Source organism: Rheinheimera tilapiae (assembly GCF_042432165.1).
GTDB lineage: Bacteria > Pseudomonadota > Gammaproteobacteria > Enterobacterales > Alteromonadaceae > Pararheinheimera > Pararheinheimera tilapiae.
The window spans coordinates 1,971,049-1,997,671 of sequence record NZ_JBHLXP010000001.1 but is presented as its reverse complement, the minus strand read 5'-3'; the positions used below and the strand labels follow the sequence as shown (position 1 = coordinate 1,997,671).

Genomic DNA, 26,623 nt, shown 5'->3' with positions numbered 1-26,623 from the left:
TTAGCGGGGTTCGCTTTAAATTGACACCGGTGTCAAATCTATTATAAACAGATCTCAAAACCGGAGTCCGCAACCCAGGAGCTTTGCCGCAATGTCAGTCAAACCTTTGGATTTAATCTGCTTAGGTCGCGCCTCAGTCGATCTGTATGGCCAGCAAATTGGCGACCGGCTGCAGGATGTGGCGTCTTTTGCCAAGTCACTCGGTGGTTCGAGCTGTAACATCGCTTTTGGCGCCGCGCGGCTCGGATTGAAGGCGTCAATGCTGACCCGGGTCGGTGATGAGCAATTTGGCCAGTTTATCCGCGAAGAACTGCAACGCGGTGGCTGTGATGTCAGTCATGTCAAAACAGATCCACAGCGGTTGACCGCGCTGGCGATTTTGTCGATTAAAACCAAAGATCAGTTTCCGCTATTGTTTTACCGCACTGACTGCGCCGATATGGCCGTAGATAAAACTGATTTTGATGAAGCTTATATCGCCTCAGCCAAAGCACTGCTGATCACCGGCACGCACTTCTCGACCGCCCACGTTGATGCAGTGGCACGGCACGCTATTAGTTTTGCCCGTAACAACAACACCAAAGTGATCCTCGATATCGACTACCGGCCAGTACTGTGGGGCTTAACCCGTCCCGGCGACGGCGATAATCGTTTTGTTTCTAACCACAGTGTCACTGCACATTTGCAATCGATTGTGCCGCTGTGTGATTTGATTGTCGGCACCGAAGAAGAATTCCATATTGCCGGTGGCAGCACCGACACCCTCGCTTGTCTGAGAAAAGTGCGCGAGCTGTCTGACGCCGTGCTGGTACTCAAACGCGGCGCTGAAGGCTGCAGTGTGTTTGATGGCGCGATCCCGGCTGATTTAAACGCGGCGTTTTTTAGTCAGGGCGTGCGGGTCGAAGTGCTGAACGTACTGGGCGCCGGCGATGCCTTTATGGCCGGTTTCCTGCGTGGCTGGCTGAGAGACGAGCCTTATAGCCGCTGCTGTGCTTATGCCAATGCCAGCGGCGCGCTGGTGGTGTCCCGTCATGGCTGCGCGCCGGCGGTGCCAACACCAGAAGAACTGGATTATTACCTGGCGCATCAGCAACAGATCGCGAGGCCCGATCTCGACGACGAACTGAATTACCTGCATCGTGTGACGACGCGGTTTCCAACCCTGTGGAGCGAGCTGTGCATTCTGGCGTTTGACCACCGCAAACAGTTTGCCGACATGGCGCAACAAGCCAACGCGCCATTGTCACGCGTGCCGCAACTAAAACAGCTGATATTAGCCGCGGTGCAAGCCGAAGCGGCTGAGCTGCAGACTGTGCTCAGCTTCCAGCCTGGTGTGCTGATTGACGACACCTATGGTCAGGATGCGTTGAATACGCTAACTGGAAGCACAAACACAGCCAACCAGCAACCATGGTGGATTGGCCGGCCGGTCGAAGTGCCCTCTTCCCGTCCACTGGAACTGGAAGGTGGTCGCTCTATTGGTTCTCGCCTTGTTAGCTGGCCACGCCAGCATATCGTTAAATGTCTGGTGTTTATGCACCCGGCTGACGCCGCAGACCTGTGGCAACAGCAACTTCGCCAGCTAAATGAGTTGTATCGTGCTTGTGCGATCTCAGGCCACGAACTGCTGATAGAAGTGATCCCGCCGGCAGGCTCAGTCGCCAGTCAGGCAGAACTCGGGGGCGCGCTGACCGAGTGCCTGAGCCGGATTTATGACCAGCAAATCAGACCCGATTGGTGGAAGTTACCGGCACCGGATAAAGCCGGCTGGGCAGCGCTCACTGCGCTGATTAATCGGCGCGCGCCACATTGTCGGGGCGTGATTTTACTCGGCCTCGACGCACCGGCAGAACAACTGATGCAGGCGTTTCGCGACGCCAGTGGCTTTGCGTTGTGTCGTGGTTTTGCCATTGGCCGCACCATTTTTGGTGCGCCCAGCCAACAGTGGCTGGCAGGTCAGCTGGACGATGACTCGTTTATGCAGCAGATCCGCAGCAACTACTGCGCCTTAGTGTTGGCCTGGCTCAGCCGGCACGACGCTGCCGCCACTCAGCCAGCGCGTAATGACAGATCAGCACAAGGAGTTATCGTATGAACCAGGCTACACCACAAAGCGGCCAACAAAACACTGTAGCTGCAAGCACCATCCGCCTGACCATGTCCCAGGCACTGGTGAAATTTCTCTGCGCCCAGTTTATCAGCCATGATTCAGTTGCTGACAGCAACGCTGGCTCGGCACAGATTGAACCGCTGTTTGCCGGTGTGTTTGCCATTTTTGGCCATGGCAATGTCGCCGGCATTGGCGAAGCACTGTTTGCGGCACAATCAAAGCTGCCGACTTATCGCGCTCACAATGAACAAGGCATGGCCCATGCTGCGATTGCTTATGCCAAAGCGCAGCAGCGCCGCCGCATCATGGTCTGCACCAGTTCAGTAGGTCCGGGCGCTACCAACATGGTCACCGCCGCCGCACTGGCCCATGCCAACCGCTTACCGCTGTTGTTGTTACCCGGCGATCATTTTGCCAATCGCACACCAGATCCGGTGTTGCAGCAAATTGAACACTTCGGTAACCCGATGATCGCGGCCACTGATTGTTTCCAGCCAGTCAGCCGCTATTTTGACCGCATCAACCGCCCAGAGCAGCTGATCCATTCGTTGCCGGTCGCGGTTCAGACGTTATTGGATCCGGTTAATTGTGGCCCGGTCACACTGGCGTTACCGCAGGACGTACAGGCCGAAGCCTTTGATTATCCCGTGTCGCTGTTTGAACAGCGCATTCATTATATTCGCCGCCCCGCCGCCGAGCCGCGTGAGCTTGCCGCCGCGGTGGCACTGCTAAAACAGGCAAAAAAACCATTAATTATTGCCGGCGGTGGTGTGCACTACAGTCAGGCCTGTGCTGCACTCAGTCAGTTTGCCAGCAGCCAGGGCATTCCGGTTGCAGAAACGCAGGCAGGTAAAGGTGCATTGGCCTGGACTCATCCGTTTGCCGTCGGTGGCATTGGCGTAACCGGTTCAGCCGCTGCCAACGTACTGGCGCAGGAAGCCGATGTGATCCTCGCCATCGGCACCCGGTTGCAGGATTTCACCACGCAGTCGCGCACCGCTTTTGCCGGCGCACATCAACGGCTGATCCAGCTCAATATCGGTGGCTTTGATGCCGGAAAACATCAGGCCCTGCCACTGGTCGGCGACGCCGCCACTGTGCTGGCCCAGCTGCAAGATGCTTTAACCGAACGCCACAGTGATCCAGCCTGGTCAGCACGCGCCGCGTTGCTGGACCATCAGTGGCAACAACAATATGAACGCCTGACCGCGGATCCACTCAGCAGTCTGGCCGAAGCCACCCCAAGCAGCAGCCGGCAGCAACTGCCGAGCGACGCGCAGGTGCTAGGTGCAGTCAAACGCCAATCAGCGGCTACAGATGTGGTGGTTTGTGCCGCCGGCGGCTTACCAGGCGAGCTGCATAAACTCTGGCGTGCTGAAGGTCCGGGGACTTACCACGTTGAATACGGCTTCTCTTGCATGGGTTATGAAATTGCCGGTGCGCTCGGTGTAAAAATGGCTAGCCCTTCGCGTGAAGTCTTTGTGGTGGTCGGTGATGGCTCTTATCTGATGCTGAATTCGGAGCTGGCCACCAGCGTGATGCTGGGGCAAAAAATCACTGTAGTACTGCTGGATAACCGTGGTTTTGGCTGCATCAACCGCTTACAACGCGGCACTGGTAATGCTGGCTTTAACAATCTGCTGGAGGATTGCCACGGTGATGCGCCCGATATCGATTTTGCCGCCCACGCTAAAGCGCTTGGCGCTCAAAGTGAACGGGTTGGCAGCATTGCCGCTCTTGAAGCAGCACTGCAACGGGCACGGCAATCCAAACGCAGCTATCTGATTGAAATTAAAACTGATCCGTTAACCAGCACCGATAACGGCAGCTGGTGGGATGTGGCGATCCCGCAGGTTTCCGCTTTGCCTGGTGTACAGGCGGCGCATGCCAGTTATAGCGAGCAGAAAAAACAACAGCCGTATTAACCGCAGTTCACCCGCCGGTGTGCAAACCGGCGTGATAAGGATCTCTTTCATGCAACAAATCGCAAACTATATCAATGGTCAGGCTGTCGCCAGCCACAGTGGTCGCAGCCAGCCAGTGTTTGACCCTGCCACCGGCGTTGCCCATACCGAAGTGAGTCTGGCGACTGCCGACGAAACCCGCTCCGCCATTAGCGCAGCCGCAACAGCCTTTGTCAGCTGGTCGCAGGTCACGCCATTAAACCGCGCCCGGGTGATGTTTAAATTTAAAGCCTTGCTCGAGCAACATCGTGATGAACTAGCCGTGCTTATCAGTAAAGAACACGGCAAAGTGTTTTCTGACGCCCAAGGCGAGCTGACGCGCGGTCTGGAAGTGGTTGAGTTTGCCTGTGGTATTCCGCATTTGTTAAAAGGCGAGCATTCAATGAACGTCGGCCGTGGTGTCGACAGCTTCAGCCTGATGCAACCACTGGGCGTCTGTGCCGGTATTACGCCGTTTAACTTCCCGGCGATGGTGCCGCTGTGGATGTTCCCGATCGCCATCGCCTGCGGCAACACTTTTGTGTTAAAGCCGTCGGAAAAAGACCCGACAGTGCCGATGCGCCTCGCCGAACTACTGACCGAAGCCGGCCTGCCGCCTGGCGTATTTAATGTGATCAACGGCGACAAAACGGCCGTCGATGTGTTGCTGACCGACCCCACGGTGCAGGCAGTCAGCTTTGTTGGCTCAACGCCTATCGCCGAATATGTCTACGCCACCGGCTCAGCGCACGGCAAACGGGTGCAGGCGCTTGGCGGTGCGAAAAATCATATGCTGGTGATGCCGGACGCCGATTTAGAACAGGTCAGCGGCGCGTTAATGGGCGCAGCCTATGGCTCGGCCGGTGAGCGTTGTATGGCGATTTCGGTCGCGCTTTGTGTCGGTGATGCCGTCGCCGATGCGTTAGTGGCGAAGTTGCAGAGTGAAATTGCTGTGCTGCAGGTAGGCCCGGGCACCGGCGTCACGCCAGAGCCACAAATGGGCCCGCTGGTAAGCCAACAGCATGCCGCCAAGGTCCGTAGTTATATCGACGCCGGCGTGGCCGAAGGTGCGGTATTAGTCGCTGATGGCCGGCAGGTAGCGGCTGATTCTGCGGGCTTTTTCGTCGGCCCGACGCTGTTTGACCATGTCAGCAGTGCGATGAAAATCTATCGCGAAGAAATCTTTGGCCCGGTGCTGTGTGTGGTGCGGGTACCATCTTTTGCCGAAGGTCTGGCGCTGATTAACCAACATGAATTCGGTAACGGCACCGCCATTTTTACCGCCAGCGGCGAAGCGGCCCGCGAGTTCGCCGCGCAGGTGCAAGTCGGTATGGTTGGCGTCAACGTGCCAATCCCGGTACCGATGGCATTTCACAGCTTCGGCGGTTGGAAACGCAGTGTGTTCGGCCCACTGAATATGCACGGCCCGGATGGTGTGCGGTTTTACACCCGGATGAAAACCATCACCGCCCGCTGGCCCAGTGGCTCTATGCCAACGGGTAATCAGTTCTCGATGCCGACGATGAAATAACCACCGCAAAACGTAGGGGCACCCCTCGCGGGTGCCCGCATGCTGCGCACAAATCGCAGCGATAGGCCTGTCCATCCCACCCACGCCGTGAATACAATCCCTGTAGGCTCCTCTGCGGCGGTCCGAGGTTTTGACGGTTCATTTGAAAAGTCAACACGTGGCGATTACAGGTAAATTTAAACCTCATGTCCAGCGTGTCACGCCCCGCGGGCTTCGCTTGTGCTCACCCAGTTACAGATTTTGATCTGTAGGTATCGGCAAGCGAAGCGCCGCCGTACATCGTTGAATTCCAACCCAAACAGCACGGTAGCCGACAATAAAACTGGGGGTCACAAGCTTGCCGGCAGAGCTCCGGAAATAACGAGCCTTGAGGGCGAATCCGTGGCAAACGGTCGGGGCAACAACAACGCAGACACGCCGTGAATACAATCCCTGTAGGCTCCTCTGCGGCGTCCCTGCCGCAGAGGGTCTGCTCAGGTTGTTGCCCGACCGTTTTGCGAGTTCATTGGCATCATCACGTATACCAATAGCGGTCTATTACGACTAAAGGTCCTCAGAATAACCCAACCGCCAATGTAAATTTAATGTTTTGAATTAGATCAAAGGCGCCGCGCACGCTTTCGCTTTTTACAAAGCGTGCAGCAATGGCAAAGAGATTGAGATCTGTAGCTTTTTTCGGTAGTGTTAACTGATGTTAAAAAGATCAAAGGCACAACGCAGGGTTTAAAGCGTGCTTTTTGCATTTGATTAATATGTTATATGCCCCTGAGGACTGCAGATGAATCAAAATCTTTACTTCAAAACAAATGAATTTGGTTCGGCTAAAGAACTCGCATCATACGTTTACACAGCACTTCAAAAACTGAATTTCGCCCCTAAAGATCCAATAGATTCCGATTATATGTTTTCAATTGAAATCGAAATTGACGGAGTAAAGCTTGATATTTATTTGGGTAAGAACGATGAAGAAACAGATATACCTCTTTGGCAAATCTGGCCTGAACAACGCGTTTCATTGTTCAAGAGAATATTTGGTAATGTTGATAAGTCTACTGAAACACGAGTGAAAGGTGAGCTTGAAACCATTATTAGCAATATCAAGGGCGTTAGCGTTATTGAATGGGGCATATAACAATCGCCAGCACACCGCGCCTACGGCGCTGGACTCGCAACAAGTTGCTCGCCTGTGTGGCGGGCGTTAGAAGGTTACGCAATGAGCCTTGTGCAGAAATACGTTAAACTCATAAATGACTCGTCTATCCAAGTAACTAAATTTTTTCTACTTATACCACCAGCCATGGTGGTTTATCTTTTCTTTCCAAATATTGAATACACTAATCGTATTATTGTTTCAGGAGCTATTTGTACAGCAATATTCTCTGCGCACACAGCAGTCGGCATTCACGCATTAATAAAGAAAGAATACAAAACAGTTCTCAACTTTTTGATCTTGCCAGCAATCATGGTATGTTTTGTAGCATATTTGGGGGCTAAGTAATATGTTTTCTAACAAGCCGCGTCATTTGCAGCCTTCGGCTGCTGGCGTTAGCATATCCCTCATAGCTGTTGTCCCAATACTCCGACAACGCCAGCATCGGCAGCCACGGAGTGAGCGATCAAGAGTGAGCGCGGGAGGCGCGAACGGGCGAACGCAGTGGTGGCGATGTTGGCTTTGCCACGATAAGTCTGTTGTTAGGCTTCAGCTGTTATCAGCAAACCTCAGTCAAACCAACTCCACCCTACGACCCCACTTCAATAAACACCGGATTGCTGCAAAAACACCAATCGCTCCAGGGGGTTCGCCTTTGGTATCGGCATTGGGTTCCAGCTCGTCGTACTGATTGGTGCCGCGCAGGCGGATATATTGGCTTTGTTACAGGTTATGCAGAAGGTAGCTGAGCTGATAGACCAGGCCGTTGCGATCACAGCTGCGATCTGCAGTAGGCCCCGAAATAAGCCCACCAATCAGATCCAGCCGGGCCACTTGCGGCCGCTGATGCACGCAGTTAAAGCGGCCGGACCGCACGGCGAAATCCCAATGTTTTCGCCGTGCTAGATTCCAATTAGCCTTTGCGCATACTGTCCCAATGCTCGGCTATTTTGCCGTCGGCGATGCGGAACAGATCAAATGCGGTGGTGGTGTAAGTCTTACCTGGATTAGCTTTATCCGGCAACGTCTGCACAAACACCAGCGTGACATAAGGCCCTTCCGCGATGATATTGACCAGCGGCAGGCTGATCTGCGGTTGCACCGGGCTTGGCTTGCTGAACTGGGCAAAATACGCGACAAATGCGGCGCGGCCGTCGGCGATATTTGGATTGTGCTGAATGTAGACTTCTGTCAGATACGTCGCGGCTTTATCAAGCTGACCCGCGTCTATGACTTCGCGCCAGAAATCAAACACCAGCTTTTTATTCGCCGCCAGCTGCGGATCTGGGCTTTGCAGTAATTGTGATTGCAACGCCGGGGCCATTGCCGTGACCGGCGTACCAGCCAGCACCGGTAGCGCGAATGCACAAAGCAGACCTGACATCGTTAAAATCAACGCTAAATTTTTCATTGGTATTGTCCTTCTTCTAGATGATGAATGTTGAATTCACTTAACACTGCCGCCCGGCACGCCGCTGGGCTGCCCGACAGTGACAAAGTTCGCTTGACCCCGCGCTAAGTGCCACCTATTGTCGCTATACACAAATCATTAAAAAATACCGTATAGCTATGCAAAATCATCGACTTGATGCCAAGCAGTTTAACTGGGTGCTGCTACGCAGTTTTCTGGCGATCTATCGGGCCGGCAGCACCGCTGCTGCTGCGCGCGAGCTTGGTATGCAACAGCCTACCCTCAGCCGGCAACTGGCCGAGCTGGAATCACAACTGGCGGTCACGCTGTTCGAACGCACGCCCAGAGGCCTGCACCCGACCGCGGCGGCGGCGCAAATTTATGCCCACGCCAAAGATCTGGAAACTGCCGCCAACCGGCTTTGCCTGTCGCTGCAGGATTTGGGCGCGGAGCTGACCGGCACTGTGCGGATCTACGCCAGTCAGTTGATTGCAATCACCTTAATGCCTGCCCTGCTCGCTACTTTGCTGCGTGAACAACCCGGGCTGCAGCTGGAACTGGTCGCAACGGACGAACTGCCGGATTTACTCAGTCGCGATGCCGATATCGGCTTCTGGCTGGTCGAACCGACGCAGCCTGATACTGTGTGCCGAAAACTTGGTACTGTGCGCATTCAGGCGATGGCGAGTCGCAGTTATCTCGACCATTTTGGCATGCCCTCGTCAGTTGACGATCTGGCGGCGCACCGGCTGATTGGCCATGACCAATTGCCGGTGATGCTGCAGTGGTTTCGCCAGTTTGGCCTGCTGCAGGAAAAATCAGCATTTGCCCTGCGCACCGACGACAAAGCCAGTTATCTGACCGCGCTGCGCGCCGGTGCCGGTATCGGTTTTGCGTCGCATTATGTGCTGGCGCAGGAAACCGAGCTGGTCCAGGTTCTGCCGGATTTACCACTGCCGGAATTTGGTGTTTGGCTCAGCTGTCATCGCGATATTGCCAACAACAAGCTGATCCGTACCGTCTATGACCGGCTCAGCCGTGAGATCAGTCAGTTGTTGTTGTCTTAGTTTCAGGCTGTGTCACCGGCTTTGCGTCCGCAGCACGTTGCCAGTACGGTAACACCCAATGCTGTTGCCGCGCCGCCTTCAGCAGCAACACGGTACAGATCAGTGCACCGCCGGATGCCAGTACAGATGCTTCGATCCCAAAGTCACCGCCGGTCAGCCAGGCCGGGCCTGTCATCGTCGACTGTAAAATACCATCGGCTTTTTGACCGGATACCGGACTGGAGAACAGGCCGCCCTGTGCATAATTCCAGCCCCAGTGCAAACCAATACAGAGCCACAAGCGGCGCGTATATAAAAACGCGGCGATAAACAGCAAGCCAAGCACCAGCAGCTGGAAAGTACTGAGTAAATCGGCATGTGGGTTTAACAAATGTACCGCGCTGAATAACGCCGACGACACCAGGATGGCCAGCAAGGTGCCTAACGATCGTTCCAGCAAGCGAAATAAAATGGCGCGGAAAATCAGTTCTTCCAGCACCGCGACACTGAAAAAACCCACCAACAGATGCAACAGCGAAAAATTCAGCGCGATGCCCTGCACGGTAAAATATCCACCAACCCACAGCAACACCACTGGCACTGTTATTAACAGCGTGGCGAGGCCAAAGCCCTGCAACGTTTCCTTCGCTGCACCGGGCAACGCCAGTTCCGTGACGCGGCGCTGCTCAATTTTTTTCACGTAATAACAATAGGCTAAGGTCAGCACCGCCACTTTGAAGGCGTTGCGAAGGTGCAGCCACTGCTCGCCATCGAGCGTCAGTTTGGCCAGCGCATTGGCGATAATAAATGGCACCAGAATGACCACAAATGCCAGCACAAACTGGCCAAGCCCATGATTGGCCATGCGCTGCACTGTCCTTGGCAAGAAGGCCGGTAAAGCCGATGGTGGCGTCGTCGTAGAATGAAGATGATCAGGCATAAAGCCTCCTGTACTGCAAAAAGGTCTGAATTGACTTCCCTGCAGCCTAATGAGGCTATGGTTATACAACAATCCCGCTTTAAGCATTCCCCGCAATGCAATCTTGCATATCTAATAAAAACAACTACTTTGGCAGTGCATCGACAAACCTGCTTACAAAGCTATAAGGTTTGGGCAGGCCGGTTCAATCTGAAATTCAGCGCGTTTATTCAGCGATTCACCGGCAGGTCTGTGTGAACTTCTTGTCATTCTTTCGGCAGGCAGATAACGGACTCAGGGTGCCCGGCCGCACAGAGCCGCGGCCAAAAAGCGCATAGGCTGGTATTACTCAGTCACCCGTTTAGGAATTTCCTGATGCACTCTGTTCAATTATCTGGTACTCAAAGTCCGTCACCACGCTATCTGGCTCTGGGTTGTGTGCTGCTTTGTCTTAGCAGCTGTAGCAGCAATCCCGGTTATGGCGTGCAGCAATCCGTTCGTGCGCAACAACAAATTGGCACTGTCGCCAGTATCCAGATCTTGCCGCAATCGTCGATGAATGGTACCGGCGGTGCTTTGCTCGGCGCCGTGCTTGGCGGTGTGGTCGGTCATCAGTTTGGCGGCGGTTCCGGCCGTACGCTGGCCACCGGAGCCGGTGTGATCGGTGGTGCTGTGGCGGGCAACCAGATCGCCAAACAAAATCAACAAGGCAACCAGATTTACCGGGTGCTGGTGCGGTTGGATAACAGCCGCACGCAGCAGTTTGATTATCAGCAGATTGGCGATTTACGCGTCGGCGACCGGGTCAGTATCAAAGGCAACCAGATTATGCAGCTGCCCTAGTTCGCGCTTAGCTGCAGATACACCGGATTGCTGTAAAACCACAAATCATGCCAGGGGTTTTCGCCTGGTTGATCCGGTGCTGGTTCCAGTTCGTCACGCTGATTGGTCCCCCGCAGGCGTAAATATTGGCTCTGATTGATGCGGCCGAGCGGCCATTCCAGCATGGCACTGCCGTCGGATTGGATTCGCCAGTCGCCAGCGTACCAGCGCTGGCTGACCTTGGTTGCCGGCGCCTCATCGTTGTTCCGATCTGCTGCTCGGCTTTGATCGCCAGCTTGACCGTTGGCTGCGGTGCTGGTTATCAGGCCTCGGATCAGGTCAATCCGCGCCACTTGCGGGTTAAAACCACCGCCATTAGGCGCGTCCGGATCACGAAAAGACAGCCGCAGCACCAATTCATCATTAGCTTTGACCTTTAAGGTTTCGCCGGCACCAACGCCTTGCGCTGCGCCTTTGACGGCGACAGTCAAATCAAGTGCACTGATCAGATCGCCAGTCGTGACAAATATTTTGCCGGCTTTGAGCGCGGCAAAAATGCTGGCGTAATCCTGCTGCGCCAACACATAGGTTTTGGCATATTGGCCTGGCCAGAAATCAGCCCAGCCGTCAGTGTAATGGCCATGACTGTCCGACACTCCGGTGACCCACCAGCGCCGGCCTTCCGCCAATAAACTATCCCAGACACCGCCAAGCCGCGCCGTCATCTGGTCGTAGCCACCGTAAGTCGGATGGTCCGGATATTCGCCACGAATACCGCCGGCTTTACTGCTGCCATCCGGATTGAGCGTCGCCGCCTGATGGCCCTCGGCACCGCTCATGCCAATCACCACGCCGGGCGCGGTATCCTGCCAGTCTCGGAGTTGCTTTGGCGTGACTTTAAAATACTGCCGTAGCCCTTTAGCCAGGCGGGCCGGATGATTGACCAGCAGCAACGGGGTATCAGGTAATGCCGCCATCGCCTGCAACGCCTTGAGCATAAAACTGTCTTCAGCTTTTTCCGGCCCCGGCGGTACACCCTGGCGACCATTAAACCGGCTTTCAATCTGAAAGAGCTGCTGCGCTTCAGTCGGTGTTTTTGGCATGATCAAACTGGCATGCCGGCCGCCCGGACTGTTGCCCGGCACGTCAAACTCCATACCATAGAACTGCAAAATCTGTGGCAAGGCAGCGCGTGAAGCCAACAGCTCCGGATAGGCCTGTTCGAGCGCAAGACGGGCACGATTCGGCCCGCCGTGATCGGTTATCACCATCCAGCGCAGGCCAAAAGCAGCTGCCATGCGGGCATTGTGTTCAATTGAATATTTGGCATCGCCACCCAAAATCGGTTTGGGCGGAAACACCGAGTTATCCCATTTCACACTGTAATGCGTATGCACATGGTGATCGCCCGCCAGCCACTGCGGTTTGACCGCCAGCTCTGCAGCCGGCAACGTTTTTGCGCTCTGCTGCTGACAGCCCGCCAGCAACAGCAGCATCAGGCCTGCGCTGAGCCTTGAGATGCCGGGAGTCGTCATCACCGCTGTCCCTTGCCGACTGTGGCCGGGGCTACTGTCTTTGCATCAGCCTTTGATTTAAACGCCACACTGGCATTCGCGCCCGGGCTGCTGCTGATCTCCAGGTAAGGCCGGTCTGTGCTGACGATGGCAATATCGCTGCTACCCAGCGCCACGGGTTTAGCGGCATTGTCCTGCCCGCTGAGGCCCTTGCTGGCTGTCACTTTGACTTTTTGCAGCACTAGCTGTGGCCGCTGCGCGCCACCCAAATGTACCTGATCTAGCGTCAGCCCAATGACATCATCGAGCACCAGCGCCGGGCGAAAATCAGCTTCGAGGCTCGACAACCGCACGCTTTTCAGAACCAGTCCTCTGACATGGCGGACAAACAATCCGTAGGCTGGCAGTTCGCCAAACATCGAATACTCCGGATAAGCCGCCCGCTCCTGCGGCACCAGAAACAGCTGATGATAAGGCCGGTAGGCCTGGCCCCGGTTCGCGCGCCCCGGATACACCATATCGATATTTTCCAGCACGATGTCACTGGCGCAGGCGTCCGGCAGCCCGCTGATCGACGCCGGGATCGGATTATAAAAAGCATTGAGCCCTGGCCCGCGCATTTCATAGCCTGCATCGGCGCGGCCAAAGGCAATTTCCGCACGCAGATTGCGAATGCGCACCTGCTGGAGCCGCCCCGGTGGTGTGTCAGCAGCGACCTGCATGTTGCGCTGACCCAAGCGGATAAACAGCCCGCAACCGACATTATTAGCCGTAACGCCGTCGACTTCGACGTCCTCTAAAAACGCACCGTCGACCGTTTCCAACGCGATCGCAGCGCGGTAAGTATCAAATACCGTGATGTTACGAATGCGCACGTGGCGAAAACCACCTTGTGATTCGGTACCAAACTTAACGCCATTGGCGCTGGAGCGCAGCACACAGTCGCTGATCTCAATGTCATCATTAAAGTGGCCGGGGCCTGTGGTGGACTTCAGGCAAATCGCATCATCAGCGCTATTGATAAAGCAGCCGCGCACCCGGACTTTTTTGCAGTCGTTGATATCAATGCCATCGTTATTCCAATAACAGTCACTATGCACTTTGATATTTTCAATCCGCAGGTCATCACAACCGGCGTAATGCTGCACCCAGGACGCACCATTTTTCACGGTGATATCAACGATTTCTAACTGCTGGCAATGATGAAACGCGATCACACTGGGTCGATGATTCGAGCGGTTGCGCCAATAGTTAAAATCCGGCTCCACCCGAGCGCCACTATGATGTAAATCGTTGATATTGAGCGACAGTTCGCGGCCGCGGCCATCAATGGTGCCACTGCCGCAGAGCCGGATCGCTTTGGCATGTTCGGCATAGAGCAATGCCTGTAGCGTGCTGCTGCCATCGGCCGCGTTGATGTAATAATCGGCGATATCGACACTGCCTAATAACGTCGCGCCGGCAGCCAGTTCCAGCGTGACCGCCGTTTTCAGCTGCACCGCGCCAATCAGGTAAGTGCCGGCCGGAATTAAAATCCGGGCTCCGCCCTTGGCTGCGGCGGCGTCCACTGCGGCCTGTAACGCGGCCGTATCTTTGTGCACACCATCGCCGTGCGGTAGAAAACTGGCAAAATCCAGCACGGGTTCAGCACGTTGCGCCAGCCTTGTTGCTTTGCGCTGCTGGTCATAACGTTGTTCATAAGCTGCGAGCTGGTGTACCAATGCGTCTGCCAATAGCGGCGTCGCCGCCAGTGCCGCGACGGATCCCTGCATAAACTGGCGGCGACTAATCATGGCCGTGCTCCCTGATGGGTTGCCAGCGCTTTTTTCGGTTGTAGTGCCACACCAGCGGCTTTGTTTAACTGATCGACGCGTTGCAACAGCGTCGGCAACTGGGTCAGTGGTGCAGCGGGGACTGCGGCTGGAAACAATTCAGCTGACTGGGTCCACTGCAGTTCGAAGTCGCGTAAGCGCCGGTCCAGCTCAACATCGCTGATTTGCGGTTGTTGTTGCAGGGTCTGGAAAAACAGCTGCCAGCGTGGCAGGTAAAAACCGGCATACATGCCTTGCCAACCGCGTGACGCATAATCTTTTAACTGGGTGCCGCCCCAAACGGTCAGCAGCATTTTTGCATTGTGCAGATATAGACGGGATTCTTCCGGATTCTCACCATAAGCAACGGCACTCTGCAGCCACTGACTTAATGACTGCGGCTGCGCGCCCAATAAACTGTCGAGCTGTTGCACCACGCCACTAAATTCGTTCAGCCAGACATCGGCTTTGGCATATTGCTGTTTTTGGTAGGCCCGTACGCTTTGTTGTAACAACAGGTCCAGCTCGATACTGAGATAATGCCGGCTAAATTCCAGCACATCATGTTGAAACAGTGGCGAATCGACGTACTGCGGCGCCTGTAACAACAAACTGTTCAGCGCGCGGCGCAGTTTGACCTGGTCGCCGGCATGGGCGCCAAATTCAGTAAAGTTACGCTGTGGTCGCTTAAACAGCAGGTAAGCACCGGCCGAGCCTTCCCACCAACGTGAACCCCAATAACGCGTTTGATATAACGCCTGCTCGAGCAGCTGCCAGCTGTGCAGCAGTTCAGGCGTCACTTTGCCGTAGCGCGCCTGCAGATAATCCTTGATCCAATGCTTCACCGCGACCGGCTTGTCGCCGACTTGCCAGGCTTGGTCGTAGATAAAGTCATACACCAGGCTGTTATTTTCGATGCCCTCCGGAAAGGCGCCGTAACCAGTCAGTGCTCCCTTCGCCGGATCAGCAGTCAGCTGGCTGACCTGCTGTTGGTAAAAACTTAAGTCACCATAAACCGGGTTACTGCCGCCGTAATTATGGATAAAACCATATACCCACTGCGCACCGGCATAAGCACTGGTGCTGCGCCAGACATCAAAGCGGTCATTGCCGATGTCATGTACCAGCGTTTTCGCTTTGGGCACTTTACTTAAAAAGGCTTTCACCGCTGACGGCTGCCAGAATTTGGCATGGTCGCCAAACATCCAGCCCTGCAATACCCAGGTGGCATCAGGCTGCACTTGCGCGATTGACTGGTACAACGCCTGACCATAGTCCGCCAGCTGCCGGTCACGGTTGGCGGCGTCAGTGGCATCGCCGCTTAGTGGCGGCAGCATTTCGTTAAAGGCATCGGCGAGATAATACTGTCCGGCAGTTTTGACCGGATAAGTGGCCTGATACAGCTCAAGAAAGCGTTTGGCGACGGTGGCAAACAACGGATCTGCCGGGTCCAGCCAATAACTTTCCCGATCAAAGCCGGACCAGGGTTCCATCCGGTTAATTTTGGCGTTCGGGAAACGTTGCTTAAAGGCTTTTGGCACATAACCGGAAAACGCCGGCAATACTGGTTTCATGCCAAGCGCCTGCATCCGTTGCAAGATTTGCAGCTGTAAATCTTTTTTCTTGTTGATCCAGCTTTGTGGCAACGGGCCTAAATGATTTTCAATATTGCCCATGCGCTGCCAGGGCGCGACTGTCGCTGCGGAGAAAAATCCGGCCAGCTCTGGGTCGGTCAGACCAAATTCACGCCACAGCTGCTGCCAGACATATTCCTGCCCTTCCATCGCCAGCGGCTGGTTTATGCCATGCAATGCCATCCAGTCGATTTCCCGCTGCCAGCGCGACCAATCCCAAAACGGCGTGCTGTAACCAAAAGTACAGACATTCATATAGGCGCGCAGTGCAAACAACGCATTGCCGTTAAGGCTCTGCTGATCGGCAAATCGGGCCGGGATATTGATGCGGTTGCCTTCCCAGCTGACATGCAGCTGGCCTTGCTGGCGCAAATACTGGTAAGCACCATAAGTGGCAGCCACGGCGCTGCCGGCGCGGACCTGTAATTTGCCGGCGCTGCTCTGTACCTGAAAAGCTTCAGAAGCGGCCGGCTCGATCTGTAGCTCCAGCTGCGGCAGCGCTTGTCCGGTGACACGCTCTAACACGGCTTTGGCTTCCTGCGCCGGATCAGCATTGGCAACCTGCTGCCACAGTGCTGCCAGCAGCAGCACCGGCATCAGCACTGCTTTTCGGGATGTTGGATGGTTGCAACGCATACCAGGCGCTCCTTATAACTTAATGAAAATGCGGCGCTGATACAGCCAGAAGTTTGGCAATATACTCAACGTGATAAAAATCAGCAGATACCATGCGGTCGCGGTGCCGGCAGGCCCTGCACTGCTTTGCGTCAGCCAGCCATAAAACGATAAAGCGCGGTCCGGCGCCGTATCAGTAAAATGCCACCACCAGTTCTGCGTCAGTAAATAATGTAAAACCACATGCCACAGGTACAACACTGTCGCATTCATGCCGAGCACTTTGAGTAAAAACACCACCGGCTCTGCCCAAAAGCGCCGACCGGCTTGCTGGTAAAATACCTGCAACAACACAAAGCCGATAAAACCCAGGCCCGAGGTGTACAGCACAAAAGAAGAGGTCCAGATTTGTTTAATTAACGGAAACGCGTAACTACCCAGCCAGTTATCAAGGCTCCAACCGTAGCCGAGCAGCGATAACAGAACACCAGCGGCAAACAGCTGAACCCAGCGTCGGGTCGCCTGCGCAGGCGGTAAAGCTGTCACGCCCTGCAATAGCCAACCGGCCCACAACCCTGTGATGCCGGTGACAATTGACGGTAAAGTACTGAGCAGGCCTTCCGGATCCCAATGGCCGCGCCATAGTTTGCCGGGCAGATAATGCTGGTCAAACAAATTCACTACGGTATTGCCCCGGCTCAGATCGCCCACTACAGCGCCCGGAAACTGCACAAAGCTCAGCAGCGCCCAATAGCCAAGCAGCAACACAGCACCAAGGGTCAGAATTTTTTGGCGCGACAGATACAACAGCAACACGGCACAACAGAAATAGACAATGGCGATACGCTGCAACACACCCAGTACCCGCACCGCACTGAAATCGGTGTAAAACAGATTGACCAGCAGACCCAGTGCAAACAGCTGCAATGTGCGTTTGGCAATGCCCCACAGCAGTGCGCCATCACCGAGCAACTGGCGTTGCTGGCGCATTTTCGGTTCATTGACCGCCAGCGACACACCCACGATCAGCAGGAACCACGGAAACACCCAGTCAGCGATAGTCGCGCCGTTCCAATAGGCGTGGTGCCACTGCCCGGTTAAGTCCGGACTGTTGACAATCACCATCAACAAAATGGTCAGGCCGCGAAATAAATCGAGTGCCAACAAACGCCCGCCTGTTGGCAAAGTCGCCTGTTTATTGGCCTGTGATGCTGCAGTCATACCCGCTCCCAACTCTGGCGTCGTCTGTACAAAGACCACTGCGCCCGGAAAAAATGGCTGGCTGTCAGGGACAACCGCTGAAGATGAATGTAGATATATCAAGCAATGACACCGGTGTCAATCTAGCGCGATCGTTAAATTGCAACCGGTGGCAACTCAGCAAATAAACGTCTGCCTGTGATGACAAACCTTCAGTATCTGCTTGTTTTTATTCTCTTTTTTATGGCAAACCAACCTTGCTTGTACAAGATGTTATTGCTGCGACTTGTGCCGGTTTATATTGCAAAGCGGCAATCCCTTGCGGCGCGCCATGATAGAAGTCGGTGGAGATGATTTGGGCGTTACTTTGCAGCGCACTGTTAAAACGTGTAGCGTCGGCGTTTAGTGGCTCATCACTGCGGGTTCGGACAATAAAACCAGCCGCGACGGCAGACTGGATCTGCGCCTGCTGCGCTACTGGCTGATTCAGCACGAGGATCGCGGCCTGCGGGTCGTCGATGCCGGTGCTGGCAAATAAGACCTGTTCCCTCGCTGCCACTGCAGCCTGATAACTGCGCGCCTGCGTCGTATCGCCATCAAAGATAAAAATAAACTGTCCTAAGGTACGACTGACACTAGGCCAGCCATGCTGGCGCACTGAATCGCGCAGCGATAAACCGGGCTTTTGCACATCGGCAGGTCGCAACAGTTTCTCTGCGCCTAACACTTGCAGGATTTGCCGATCCAACATGCGATACAGCTCTGCATCCCACTGCGCCGGCTGAAATCCACCGCCATTTGCGCCAAAAGCACCGCGCTCTTTAACATTCATCAGCACAAATACCGGCGAATGTGCCGGGTGTGTATCGGACCAGTGCCTGAGCGCCAACAAACAATCGGCAAACAACGGGCAATGCGAGGCAAAATCGATATCCGGCAGATGCAGCGTTTTTAAACCTGTTTGTTGATACTTATGACGGTCAGCACTACTGAGCAGCGGGCGGCCCAGCCATTTTTCAGCCAATGGCTCGGCCAGCCGGTGCTGCTGCCCCGCCACACTGTCAGACACCACATCCAGCTCCAGCTGGCGCAAACCAAAATCGAGCTGTGCCGCCAAAGCAGGATGGCCGTATCGCAGTGCTTTGCTGTTGATGCCCCGCGCTGCCGCAGCCTGATAGACCTCATCCGGCAGCCGTCGTTTATAGCTGTTATGCGAGCCCAGCACTTTGAGTTGATTCAGCCGCAAGCTGCTGCAGTCTGGCGCTACAGATGCCGGCTCGACTGCCTGCAAAGCATCTGCTGGGCAAGCCAGTAGCCAGCACAAACCACAAACCAGCGCCGGTACTCGCCTTAACATGCTGGTTTCGCGTCGCTAGCAGGTACCGCCAGCGTCTCAGTCAGAAAACGGATAATGTCATCGAGCGGTGCTTTGGCATCACGGTCAAAACAATTGCCGAGAAATTCATTGCAGTCATTATCAAGAAAAGCGTGGTTCAAGCCCGGATAGATATGTAACTCGCTGTGATGCCCAGCCTGATTAACCGCTTCGACATATTGCCGCGCTGATTCCGGTGTCGTCAGCGCATCGCGGCTACCAACATGGACAAATTGCGGCGGCAGTCGGCGCTGACAGGCTTTTGGGATCAAATACAGCGGCGATAACGCCCGGTACAGCTCCGGATGGCTGTGAACATTGATACCCGCACCAAAAAAACCACGCGCACTGGCTTTGCCCATCGCCCAAAAACCATTTTTGGCTGTTTCGAAATCGGCAAAGGCCCGCGCCTGCAAATCAAACACGGCATAACTTAACACCGCAGCCTGCACCTGAATGCCACCCGCGGCGCGGATACTTTCTGCACTTTCACCTTCCGGTAAATAACTGGGCTTAAATCCCGGCGTACGGCTGGCAAAACCTTGTGACGATAAATTCTGCCCGGCCAATGTCACCATCGCCGCCAAATGGCCGCCCGCGCTGTCGCCGGTGACTGCGACACGCGCCGGATCGCCCTGATAATGCTGAATATTGCGCTGCACCCACAAGGTTGCCCCAAGCGCGTCTTCGACAATTTGATTCAGTTTGGTGGTGTTATAGTTACTGCTAAGCAGCCGGTAGTCGGCATTAACGACCACGATATCAGCATGCGCCGCGATATAACCGGCCATCTGCTGCATGATGCTTTTGGTGTTAATCAACCAGCCACCGCCATGAAAAATCAGCAAGACCGGCATGGGCGCCCGGATGCCCGGCCGCTCCGGCTGATAGATATCCAGTGCCAGCGGCTGCCCGGCAGGCCGGACATAAATCACATCGCGGTGCACTTTAACGCCGTCATCCCCGCTTACAGCAGGCTCAGCCGCAAACAAAGTGCTGCTCCAACCTGTGCTGAGCAATACCAGCCAAAAGCCTATTCCGGGTAAAAAACTTCGATAGCCGACCATCATTCATCCTCCGCTGATTGGATATTTAGCCTGCCTGCAGCAGGCCGATTTTTCCAGTATTTTATGTAATCGGTTTCATCCCAACAAAGCAAGCGCTTGCGATTTTTCACACTTTATCTACTGCTTGAAGGATTTTGCCTCAAAAAAGTAAATTTTTACTTGCATCAACCTGCCTCCCATTGCTTTTATAGAGCACAAAATAACAGCGGGACCACTGTTACTGTTTCGGACGGATCTGGCAGTAGCGGTTGCGATCACTGCGATATAACTGTGTTTTATGCTGCCTGACACCCCGGCAGCACGCAGCATCAACAGGAGGATAGACTTTGAAAAATTTAACGACAGTCACGGCGTTACTGCTTTGCAGCGCACTTTCACTCAGTGCCGGCGCCGCCGACAACCAATTAACCAGCCAAGAACAGGCTGACGGCTGGCAATTGCTATTTGATGGTAAAGATCGCACACAGTGGCGCAATTTCAAACAAACCGGTATCAGTGAGCTGTGGCAAATTGAAGACGGTGCGCTAAAGCTGGCCGGTAAAGGCGGCGGCGATATTTTAACCAAAGCGACTTTTGAAAATTTTGAGCTGAAGCTGGACTGGAAAATCGCCGAAAGCGGTAACAGCGGTGTTTTTGTGCGGGTAAATGAAACCGGTAACACCATCTACGCCCAAGCACCTGAGATCCAGATCCTCGATAACGAACGCCACCCCGACAATAAACTGCCGAGCCACCGCTCCGGCTCTTTATACGACATGATTGCCTCACCACCGGCCTCGCATAAAATTGCCGGCCAGTGGAATCAGCTGACCATCCGGCTGCAGCAGGACCAGCTAAATGTCTGGCAAAACGGCGTGCAGACCGCAGCCATCAAAATCGGCGACAGCCGCTGGCAACAATTGCTGTCGACCAGTAAATTTGCCACCTGGCCTGGTTTCGCTGCGACCAAAAAAGGTCACATTGGTCTGCAGGATCATGGCGATACTGTTTGGTTTAAAAACATCAAAATTAAAGAGCTGAAATAATGGCGAGCGCAGACTTTGAAATTTTAGTGGTTGGCTCTGGCGCCGGTGGTGCGATGGCAGCTTATGAACTGACCCGGCTTGGCCATAAAGTAGTTTTGCTGGAAGCTGGGCGCGATTACGACCCGAAAAAAGAAACACCGATGTTTAAGCGCAATGGTGATGCGCCGCTGATGGGCGCAGCCACGCCGGACAAAGATTTTGGGTTTTATGATGCCACTATCGATGGCGGCTGGCAGGTACCGGATGAGCCCTACACCGCTGCAGAAAATTCTGAATTTATGTGGTGGCGCGCGCGGATGCTCGGTGGTCGCACCAATCACTGGGGGCGCTATTCGCTGCGCTTCAGCGAACACGATTTTAAAGGCAAAAGCCGGGATGGCCTCGGTGCCGACTGGCCTTTTGAATATGCCGATATCGCACCCTGGTACGACAAAACTGAAGCCTTAGTCGGCGTTTGTGGCACCAACACTGGCCTCGATGATATGCCACCGTCGCCGGAAGGCGTATTGCAACCACCGCCGCAGCCACGGGTACCAGAGCTGCTGATCGCCGCTGCAGCGAAAAAACTCGGCATCCCGGCGGTGCCAATGCACCGTGCGGTGTTGACCCGGCCGCTGGATAACCGCGCCGCCTGTTTTTATGCCACGCCTTGTGGCCATGGCTGCTCGATCGGCGCGGCATTTCAGACCACGACCTCGTTGTTGCCTATGGCTAAAGCCACCGGTTTACTGGATTTGCGCACTGATGCGATGGTGAAAACGGTTACCACCGATGACAACGGTAAAGTCACCGGCGTCAGTTATATCGACAAAAAAACCGGCACCGAACATCAGCTTAAAGCGCGGGTGGTGATCCTCGCCGCCAGTGCCTGTGAATCGGCGCGTTTGTTGTTAAATTCAAAATCCGCCAAACATCCGCAAGGCCTGGCCAACTCCAGCGGCCAAGTCGGTAAAAACCTGATGGATTCGACCGGTGCCAATATCGGCGCACTGGTGCCGGCGCTACAAGGCCGGCCGATTTACAACGAAGATGGTCACACCGCGAATCATCTGTTTATTCCCTGGTGGGGGCACAAAGCCCAGGCCGCCAAACAGCTGGATTTCCCGCGTGGTTACCACTTCGAGCTCGGTGGGCGTTTTGGTGAGCCAGGCGCCAACGTCGATACTGGTTTGCAGGGCTATGGCAGCGAGCTAAAACAGCAAGTTAAACAAAAATACGGCGCTTATGTGTCTTTTGCGCTGCGCGGTGAAATGCTGCCGAATCCGGATTGTTATATGGATATAGATCCAACAGTCACGGATAAATGGGGCATTCCGGTGGCGCGTTTTCACTGGAAATGGTCAGAACACGAGTTAAAACAGGTGGCCCACGGTTTAAAAACTGCAAAAGAGATCCTGACCTTGCTCGGCGCAGAGGTTGGTGAATTACCGAAACCAGAACAAGCCATTCTAAAAGGCGGCCAAATCATTCATGAAGTCGGCACCACCCGGATGGGCGCCAGCAAAACTGATTCTGTCACCAATCAATGGGGTCAGAGCTGGGATTGTCCGAATCTATTTGTGATGGATGGCGGTGTGTTTGCCTCCAATCCGCATAAAAACTGCACGCTGACCATCATGACGCTGGCGATGCGCAATTCGTCCTGGTTGGCCACGCAGTTAGACAAGGGAGCACTGTAAATGACTCATGAAATCAATCAACCAGAAGTTGGCGCTGCTGATGATGCCAGCTACCACTATCAGTCTGGCCTGAGCCGGCGTCAGTCATTAAAACTGCTGGCTGCCCTCGCCGCCAGCACTATGCTACCGACGTTAAGTGGTTGCGACAGTGCGCCACCTGCTGCACCGGTAAACCCGGCAGATAAGGCAGCGGCAACGACTGAGCACTGGCCACAGTTAAACCTCAAACCTATCACCGCCAAAGGCTATGGCACAGATCCAAATATGATTTTGCCACCAGAATCACCGTGGCCATTAACGATGTCTGCGGCGCAGCTAACACTGCTGGCACTGCTGTCCGATATTCTGATCCCCCGCGAGGGCGATGTACCTTCGGCGTCTGAAGTCGACGCTCCGGCGATTATCGATGAATGGATCAGCGCGCCTTATCCGCGTCAGCAGCAGGACAGACCGGTCATTTTAGCCGCGTTGGCGTGGATTGATGATGAAGCAACTTTAAGATTTGGCAGCAACTTTGCCAGCCTAAAACGGCCGCAAAGACTAGCCATTATCGACGATATTGCCTTCGACAATGCCCAAACCAAACCACAATTCCAGCGTATCGCCAAAGCTTTTGCATTGCTGCGTGGCTTAGTGGTCGCGGCGTTTTTCAGTACGCCACAAGGCACCAAAGATATCGGTTATGTCGGCAATACCGCAATTGGTGGCGATTATCCGGGGCCAACGCCAGAGGCTAAAGCGCATCTGGACAAAGTGCTGGCAGATTTAGGTTTAAAAGAGTTTGCTTGGCAAAGCGTTTAATTCGCCTGGGATCAGCCATTTACGGGGCTATTGACCCAAAATTGACTCAGACATGCAATAAGGCCAGCAACTAGCTGGCCTTTTTCCGTCTTGAACTGTCGCTGCGTCGAACCGGTCACCGGCGTCGGAAACGGTCTAATCGGTCCTGCTCCAGCACGGCCTGCAAATCAGCTGGGATCGGCAAATGTAGGAACATATTGATATTACTGCCGCCGGTATTACCAAGCGGATAGCGCCCTACTGCAGAGCCGAGTGCCCCCAATAACATCCGGATCGCCTGACCGGCAACCGCGCCGTAGTCAGACTGTTGCCACGCCAGTTGCAGCATCAGCCAATGCGTCCGCACATGTGGCCAGACATAAGCCTGACTCAGTATGTGGGCGCGCTCTAAGTGACGAAACGCCTGAGTCTGGTCGCCCACGGCCAGTAAGTGTCGGGCCTTAGCCAGTTCTTGTAAAAATGCGCTGCTGAGCACCGGTGACATCGCGAGCCTCTCTACAACAGAATCAAAACGCTATCTTGCCGTGGCCGCGTGGTTATGACAACCGGGGAATTAAACGAGTATTGGTCAAAACTGCAACCATCTGTTGCCGCAACGAGCTGTCGGTGATGAAGATGCTGCTATGCGCATTTGCGTGAGCCTATCCCATTGTATTTTCGCCGGCCGCCCATATGCTGGATCAGACCTGAACAAATCTGACCGGAGCGAACCATGAGCCACCCCACCTACACCCCACCTGCCGTCTGGCGCTGGGATAACGAAAATGGTGGCGCCTTTGCCGCAATTAATCGACCGACCGCCGGCGCGCGCAGCGAAACCACCTTGCCACGCGGTAACCATGCATTACAGCTTTATTCGCTCGCCACGCCCAATGGCATCAAAGTGACAGTGTTACTGGAAGAATTGCTGGAACTGGGAATTGCTGCAGCCGACTATGACGCCTGGCTGATTGATATTCGCAGTGGCGCACAGTTTGGCTCTGATTTTGTGGCAATAAATCCCAACAGCAAAATTCCGGCCTTGCTGGATCACAGCACCACGCCGCCAACCCGCTTGTTTGAATCCGGCGCGATTTTGTTATATCTGGCAGAGAAGTTCGGAGTCATGCTTGGCGAAAGCACGGCCGCACGCACAGAGATCCTGAATTGGTTATTCTGGCAAATGGGCAGCGCGCCTTTTGTCGGCGGTGGCTTTGGTCATTTTTACGTCTATGCACCGGAAAAATTTGAGTATCCGATCAATCGCTATGCGATGGAAACCAAACGGCAACTGGATGTACTGGAACGCCAGTTAAGCCAGCACAATTATGTCGCCGGCGAAAACTACAGCATTGCCGATATCGCCATTTGGCCCTGGTACGGTCAGCTGGTGCTGGGCCGCCTGTACAACGCGGCTGAGTTTTTAGCGGTGCATGAGTATCCGCATGTGATGGCCTGGGCGCAGCGTATTGACGAGCGCCCGGCAGTGCAACGCGGCGTGCGGGTCAATCGTAACTGGGGGCCTGAGGAAGAACAGGTTCCAGAGCGCCACAGCAGCGCTGATTTTATGCGCTGATGTTATTTGCTGATTTTATTCGCTGACTTTATTCGAAGAGGCCCCCCGGTAGCATCACCGGGGGGCAACCTCCTCGCCCGGCAAGCGCCGGACGAGGACCAGCTGTCATAGTTTTACTTTCAGCCCCAGCCGGGTCAGCAATGCTGTTAACAACAGAATGATCGCGGCAAAAGCCAGACTCCACAACATGCCGGCGACACCACTGTCAAAAACGGCAGGACGCAAAGTCGCGCCAACAATTGCGGCAGCACTTGCCAGTATGTAAGGCAAGATGTAAGCCAATAACGGATTGACCGCAGCGGGAGCAAACAACGTGCACCAGCGCTGATAGCCTTTGAGATCAACCAGCACAAAAACCGCCACAAATAAAAGCGTGCAGAACCATGCGCTGAACAGTGCCCAACTCGGCGTCGCCCAGATCTTGGAGATTGGAAACCACTGCCAGCTGGCCAGCGCCAGCGCGCCCAACAGACCCGCGAACAGCAGCAGATTACGTGATCGTTTAGCTTGCAGCGCCGGGTGATAACACAGAATCGATAACATCACACCGGCCAACACAATCGCAGTATGGGTGTGGCTGTTGTTTTCCACCGCCCAGCGCTGGATAAATCCAATCGCAGGTTGGCCGGCAACGGCAGCTTGCCCGTCCAATAGCGCAAACAAGACTAAAAAGAAACATGCCGCAGCCCCAAGCAACAGCAGCTGCAACCGGACGTGACTGACACGGCGACTGATTAAAAATACCGTACCTGCCAGCAGATAAGCCCAGCCAATCAAACCAAGAATACCCCACCACTGCGGGCTGATGTAACTGCCGTCAGGACCGCGGAAACTGTAGGCCAGCAGCACCAAGGCCAGTACCCCGCAGCCTTGTGCCAGATTGCGGATCACCGCGGCGCCGTGCCGGGGATATTGCGCCCAGACCAATAACACCGCCAGATACATCAATAAGGTCCAGACCGGCATCGACAACGCCATCTGTGATTCATCAAAACCACCGATAGTACTGACCATCAGCACGCCAATAATCACCAGTCCGAGACTGCGAAGCAGCAAATGTTTAAACTGCTGCAGTGGATTTTCGCCTTTGCGTGCGCGGGCCTGAACCGCAAAAGGCACCGACATCCCGACAATAAACAAAAAGGCTGGGAACACTAAGTCGACAAAAGTCATACCGTCGGTGCTGGCCGGTAGATGTTTCATCCACCAGGGAATGTCATTGATACCAGAAAGCTCGTTGACAAACACCATGACAAAAATAGTGATACCGCGAAACACGTCAATCGACAACACTCGTCCCGCGCTTAAATCCAGATCAGAAGTACGCATCGGAACTTCCGACAACTGATTTCAAATAAATGCTTTGTATCAACATGTTACCCCCCACTTTTTCTGCTGCCCCGCTGTTATTATAA

21 protein-coding genes are annotated in these 26,623 nt (G+C 54.6%); 11 read left to right on the top strand and 10 right to left on the bottom strand.

The genetic code is table 11. The features are described 5' to 3' along the window. The first annotated feature begins 91 nt into the window (after positions 1-91). The 5 genes from ACFFJP_RS08630 to ACFFJP_RS08610 all read left to right on the top strand — a co-directional run bounded on the left by ACFFJP_RS08630 (position 92) and on the right by ACFFJP_RS08610 (position 7,082). Positions 92-2,095 carry a bifunctional 5-dehydro-2-deoxygluconokinase/5-dehydro-2-deoxyphosphogluconate aldolase gene (locus ACFFJP_RS08630; RefSeq protein WP_377242460.1) on the top strand — a complete coding sequence of 668 codons (2,004 nt, stop codon included), beginning with the start codon at positions 92-94 and terminating at the stop codon, positions 2,093-2,095. Beyond that, on the top strand, positions 2,092-4,035 hold the full coding sequence (iolD, locus tag ACFFJP_RS08625) for a 3D-(3,5/4)-trihydroxycyclohexane-1,2-dione acylhydrolase (decyclizing) (protein WP_377242458.1): 1,944 nt from the start codon (positions 2,092-2,094) through the stop codon (positions 4,033-4,035). The genes ACFFJP_RS08630 and iolD overlap by 4 nt, the downstream gene beginning before the upstream one ends. Positions 4,036-4,084: 49 nt before the next feature. Further along, positions 4,085-5,584 carry a CoA-acylating methylmalonate-semialdehyde dehydrogenase gene (locus ACFFJP_RS08620; protein WP_377242456.1) on the top strand — a complete coding sequence of 500 codons (1,500 nt, stop codon included), beginning with the start codon at positions 4,085-4,087 and terminating at the stop codon, positions 5,582-5,584. Between the two features lie 778 nt (positions 5,585-6,362). Beyond that, on the top strand, positions 6,363-6,716 hold the full coding sequence (locus ACFFJP_RS08615) for a hypothetical protein (protein WP_377242454.1): 354 nt from the start codon (positions 6,363-6,365) through the stop codon (positions 6,714-6,716). 81 nt (positions 6,717-6,797) lie between these two features. Next, positions 6,798-7,082, top strand: coding sequence for a hypothetical protein (locus ACFFJP_RS08610; protein WP_377242452.1), 285 nt, complete (start codon positions 6,798-6,800; stop codon positions 7,080-7,082). Between the two features lie 565 nt (positions 7,083-7,647). Here the strand turns inward: ACFFJP_RS08610 and ACFFJP_RS08605 are convergent. Then, complete coding sequence (locus tag ACFFJP_RS08605) at positions 7,648-8,145, bottom strand: nuclear transport factor 2 family protein (protein WP_377242450.1); 498 nt, start codon at positions 8,143-8,145, stop codon at positions 7,648-7,650. Between the two features lie 158 nt (positions 8,146-8,303). Here ACFFJP_RS08605 and ACFFJP_RS08600 point away from each other — a divergent pair, with 158 nt between their 5' ends. Next, on the top strand, positions 8,304-9,212 hold the full coding sequence (locus tag ACFFJP_RS08600) for a LysR family transcriptional regulator (RefSeq protein WP_377242448.1): 909 nt from the start codon (positions 8,304-8,306) through the stop codon (positions 9,210-9,212). Here ACFFJP_RS08600 and ACFFJP_RS08595 read toward each other — a convergent pair. After that, complete coding sequence (locus ACFFJP_RS08595; protein ID WP_377242446.1) at positions 9,190-10,131, bottom strand: CPBP family intramembrane glutamic endopeptidase; 942 nt, start codon at positions 10,129-10,131, stop codon at positions 9,190-9,192. The genes ACFFJP_RS08600 and ACFFJP_RS08595 overlap by 23 nt on opposite strands. Before the next feature lie 354 nt (positions 10,132-10,485). On the opposite strand from ACFFJP_RS08595, the gene ACFFJP_RS08590 reads away from it, so the two are divergent. Continuing rightward, positions 10,486-10,953, top strand: a complete 468-nt coding sequence (locus tag ACFFJP_RS08590) for an outer membrane lipoprotein (RefSeq protein ID WP_377242444.1) — start codon at positions 10,486-10,488, stop codon at positions 10,951-10,953. On the opposite strand, the gene ACFFJP_RS08585 is transcribed toward ACFFJP_RS08590, so the two are convergent. The 6 genes from ACFFJP_RS08585 to ACFFJP_RS08560 all read right to left on the bottom strand — a co-directional run bounded on the left by ACFFJP_RS08585 (position 10,950) and on the right by ACFFJP_RS08560 (position 20,151). Then, positions 10,950-12,467 (bottom strand): CehA/McbA family metallohydrolase domain-containing protein, encoded by a 1,518-nt coding sequence (locus tag ACFFJP_RS08585; protein WP_377242442.1) that lies wholly within the window; start codon positions 12,465-12,467, stop codon positions 10,950-10,952. The two genes, ACFFJP_RS08590 and ACFFJP_RS08585, sit on opposite strands and share 4 nt — an antisense overlap. After that, entirely contained in the window at positions 12,467-14,239 is a 1,773-nt protein-coding gene (locus ACFFJP_RS08580; protein ID WP_377242439.1) for a glycoside hydrolase family 28 protein, read from the bottom strand. The genes ACFFJP_RS08585 and ACFFJP_RS08580 overlap by 1 nt, the downstream gene beginning before the upstream one ends. Further along, positions 14,236-16,527, bottom strand: a complete 2,292-nt coding sequence (locus ACFFJP_RS08575) for an alpha-N-acetylglucosaminidase (RefSeq protein WP_377242437.1) — start codon at positions 16,525-16,527, stop codon at positions 14,236-14,238. Before ACFFJP_RS08575 ends, ACFFJP_RS08580 begins: the two co-directional genes overlap by 4 nt. A gap of 12 nt (positions 16,528-16,539) precedes the next feature. Continuing rightward, on the bottom strand, positions 16,540-17,727 hold the full coding sequence (locus ACFFJP_RS08570; RefSeq protein WP_377242435.1) for an acyltransferase family protein: 1,188 nt from the start codon (positions 17,725-17,727) through the stop codon (positions 16,540-16,542). A 220-nt stretch (positions 17,728-17,947) separates the two neighbouring features. Then, on the bottom strand, positions 17,948-19,063 hold the full coding sequence (locus ACFFJP_RS08565; protein ID WP_377242433.1) for a Ca2+-dependent phosphoinositide-specific phospholipase C: 1,116 nt from the start codon (positions 19,061-19,063) through the stop codon (positions 17,948-17,950). Next, a complete protein-coding gene (locus ACFFJP_RS08560; RefSeq protein ID WP_377242431.1) occupies positions 19,057-20,151 on the bottom strand; it encodes an alpha/beta hydrolase in 1,095 nt (364 codons plus the stop codon). The genes ACFFJP_RS08565 and ACFFJP_RS08560 overlap by 7 nt, the downstream gene beginning before the upstream one ends. 323 nt (positions 20,152-20,474) lie before the next feature. On the opposite strand from ACFFJP_RS08560, the gene ACFFJP_RS08555 reads away from it, so the two are divergent. From ACFFJP_RS08555 to ACFFJP_RS08545, 3 genes are read left to right on the top strand one after another with little or no spacing between them, the layout of a single operon-like run. Beyond that, positions 20,475-21,173 carry a 3-keto-disaccharide hydrolase gene (locus ACFFJP_RS08555; RefSeq protein ID WP_377242429.1) on the top strand — a complete coding sequence of 233 codons (699 nt, stop codon included), beginning with the start codon at positions 20,475-20,477 and terminating at the stop codon, positions 21,171-21,173. Continuing rightward, positions 21,173-22,852: a GMC family oxidoreductase gene (locus ACFFJP_RS08550; protein WP_377242427.1), complete on the top strand. Its 1,680-nt coding sequence runs from the start codon at positions 21,173-21,175 to the stop codon at positions 22,850-22,852. The genes ACFFJP_RS08555 and ACFFJP_RS08550 overlap by 1 nt, the downstream gene beginning before the upstream one ends. Next, positions 22,853-23,653, top strand: a complete 801-nt coding sequence (locus ACFFJP_RS08545; protein WP_377242425.1) for a gluconate 2-dehydrogenase subunit 3 family protein — start codon at positions 22,853-22,855, stop codon at positions 23,651-23,653. It abuts the gene before it with no gap. 115 nt (positions 23,654-23,768) lie between these two features. Here ACFFJP_RS08545 and ACFFJP_RS08540 read toward each other — a convergent pair whose 3' ends face one another. Further along, on the bottom strand, positions 23,769-24,137 hold the full coding sequence (locus ACFFJP_RS08540) for a DUF3703 domain-containing protein (protein ID WP_377242423.1): 369 nt from the start codon (positions 24,135-24,137) through the stop codon (positions 23,769-23,771). A 228-nt stretch (positions 24,138-24,365) separates the two neighbouring features. Between ACFFJP_RS08540 and yghU the strand changes: the two genes are divergently transcribed. Further along, positions 24,366-25,208 (top strand): glutathione-dependent disulfide-bond oxidoreductase, encoded by an 843-nt coding sequence (yghU, locus tag ACFFJP_RS08535; RefSeq protein WP_377242420.1) that lies wholly within the window; start codon positions 24,366-24,368, stop codon positions 25,206-25,208. 105 nt (positions 25,209-25,313) lie between these two features. On the opposite strand, the gene ACFFJP_RS08530 is transcribed toward yghU, so the two are convergent. Further along, entirely contained in the window at positions 25,314-26,537 is a 1,224-nt protein-coding gene (locus tag ACFFJP_RS08530; RefSeq protein ID WP_377242418.1) for a DUF5009 domain-containing protein, read from the bottom strand. Between the last annotated feature and the right edge of the window lie 86 nt (positions 26,538-26,623).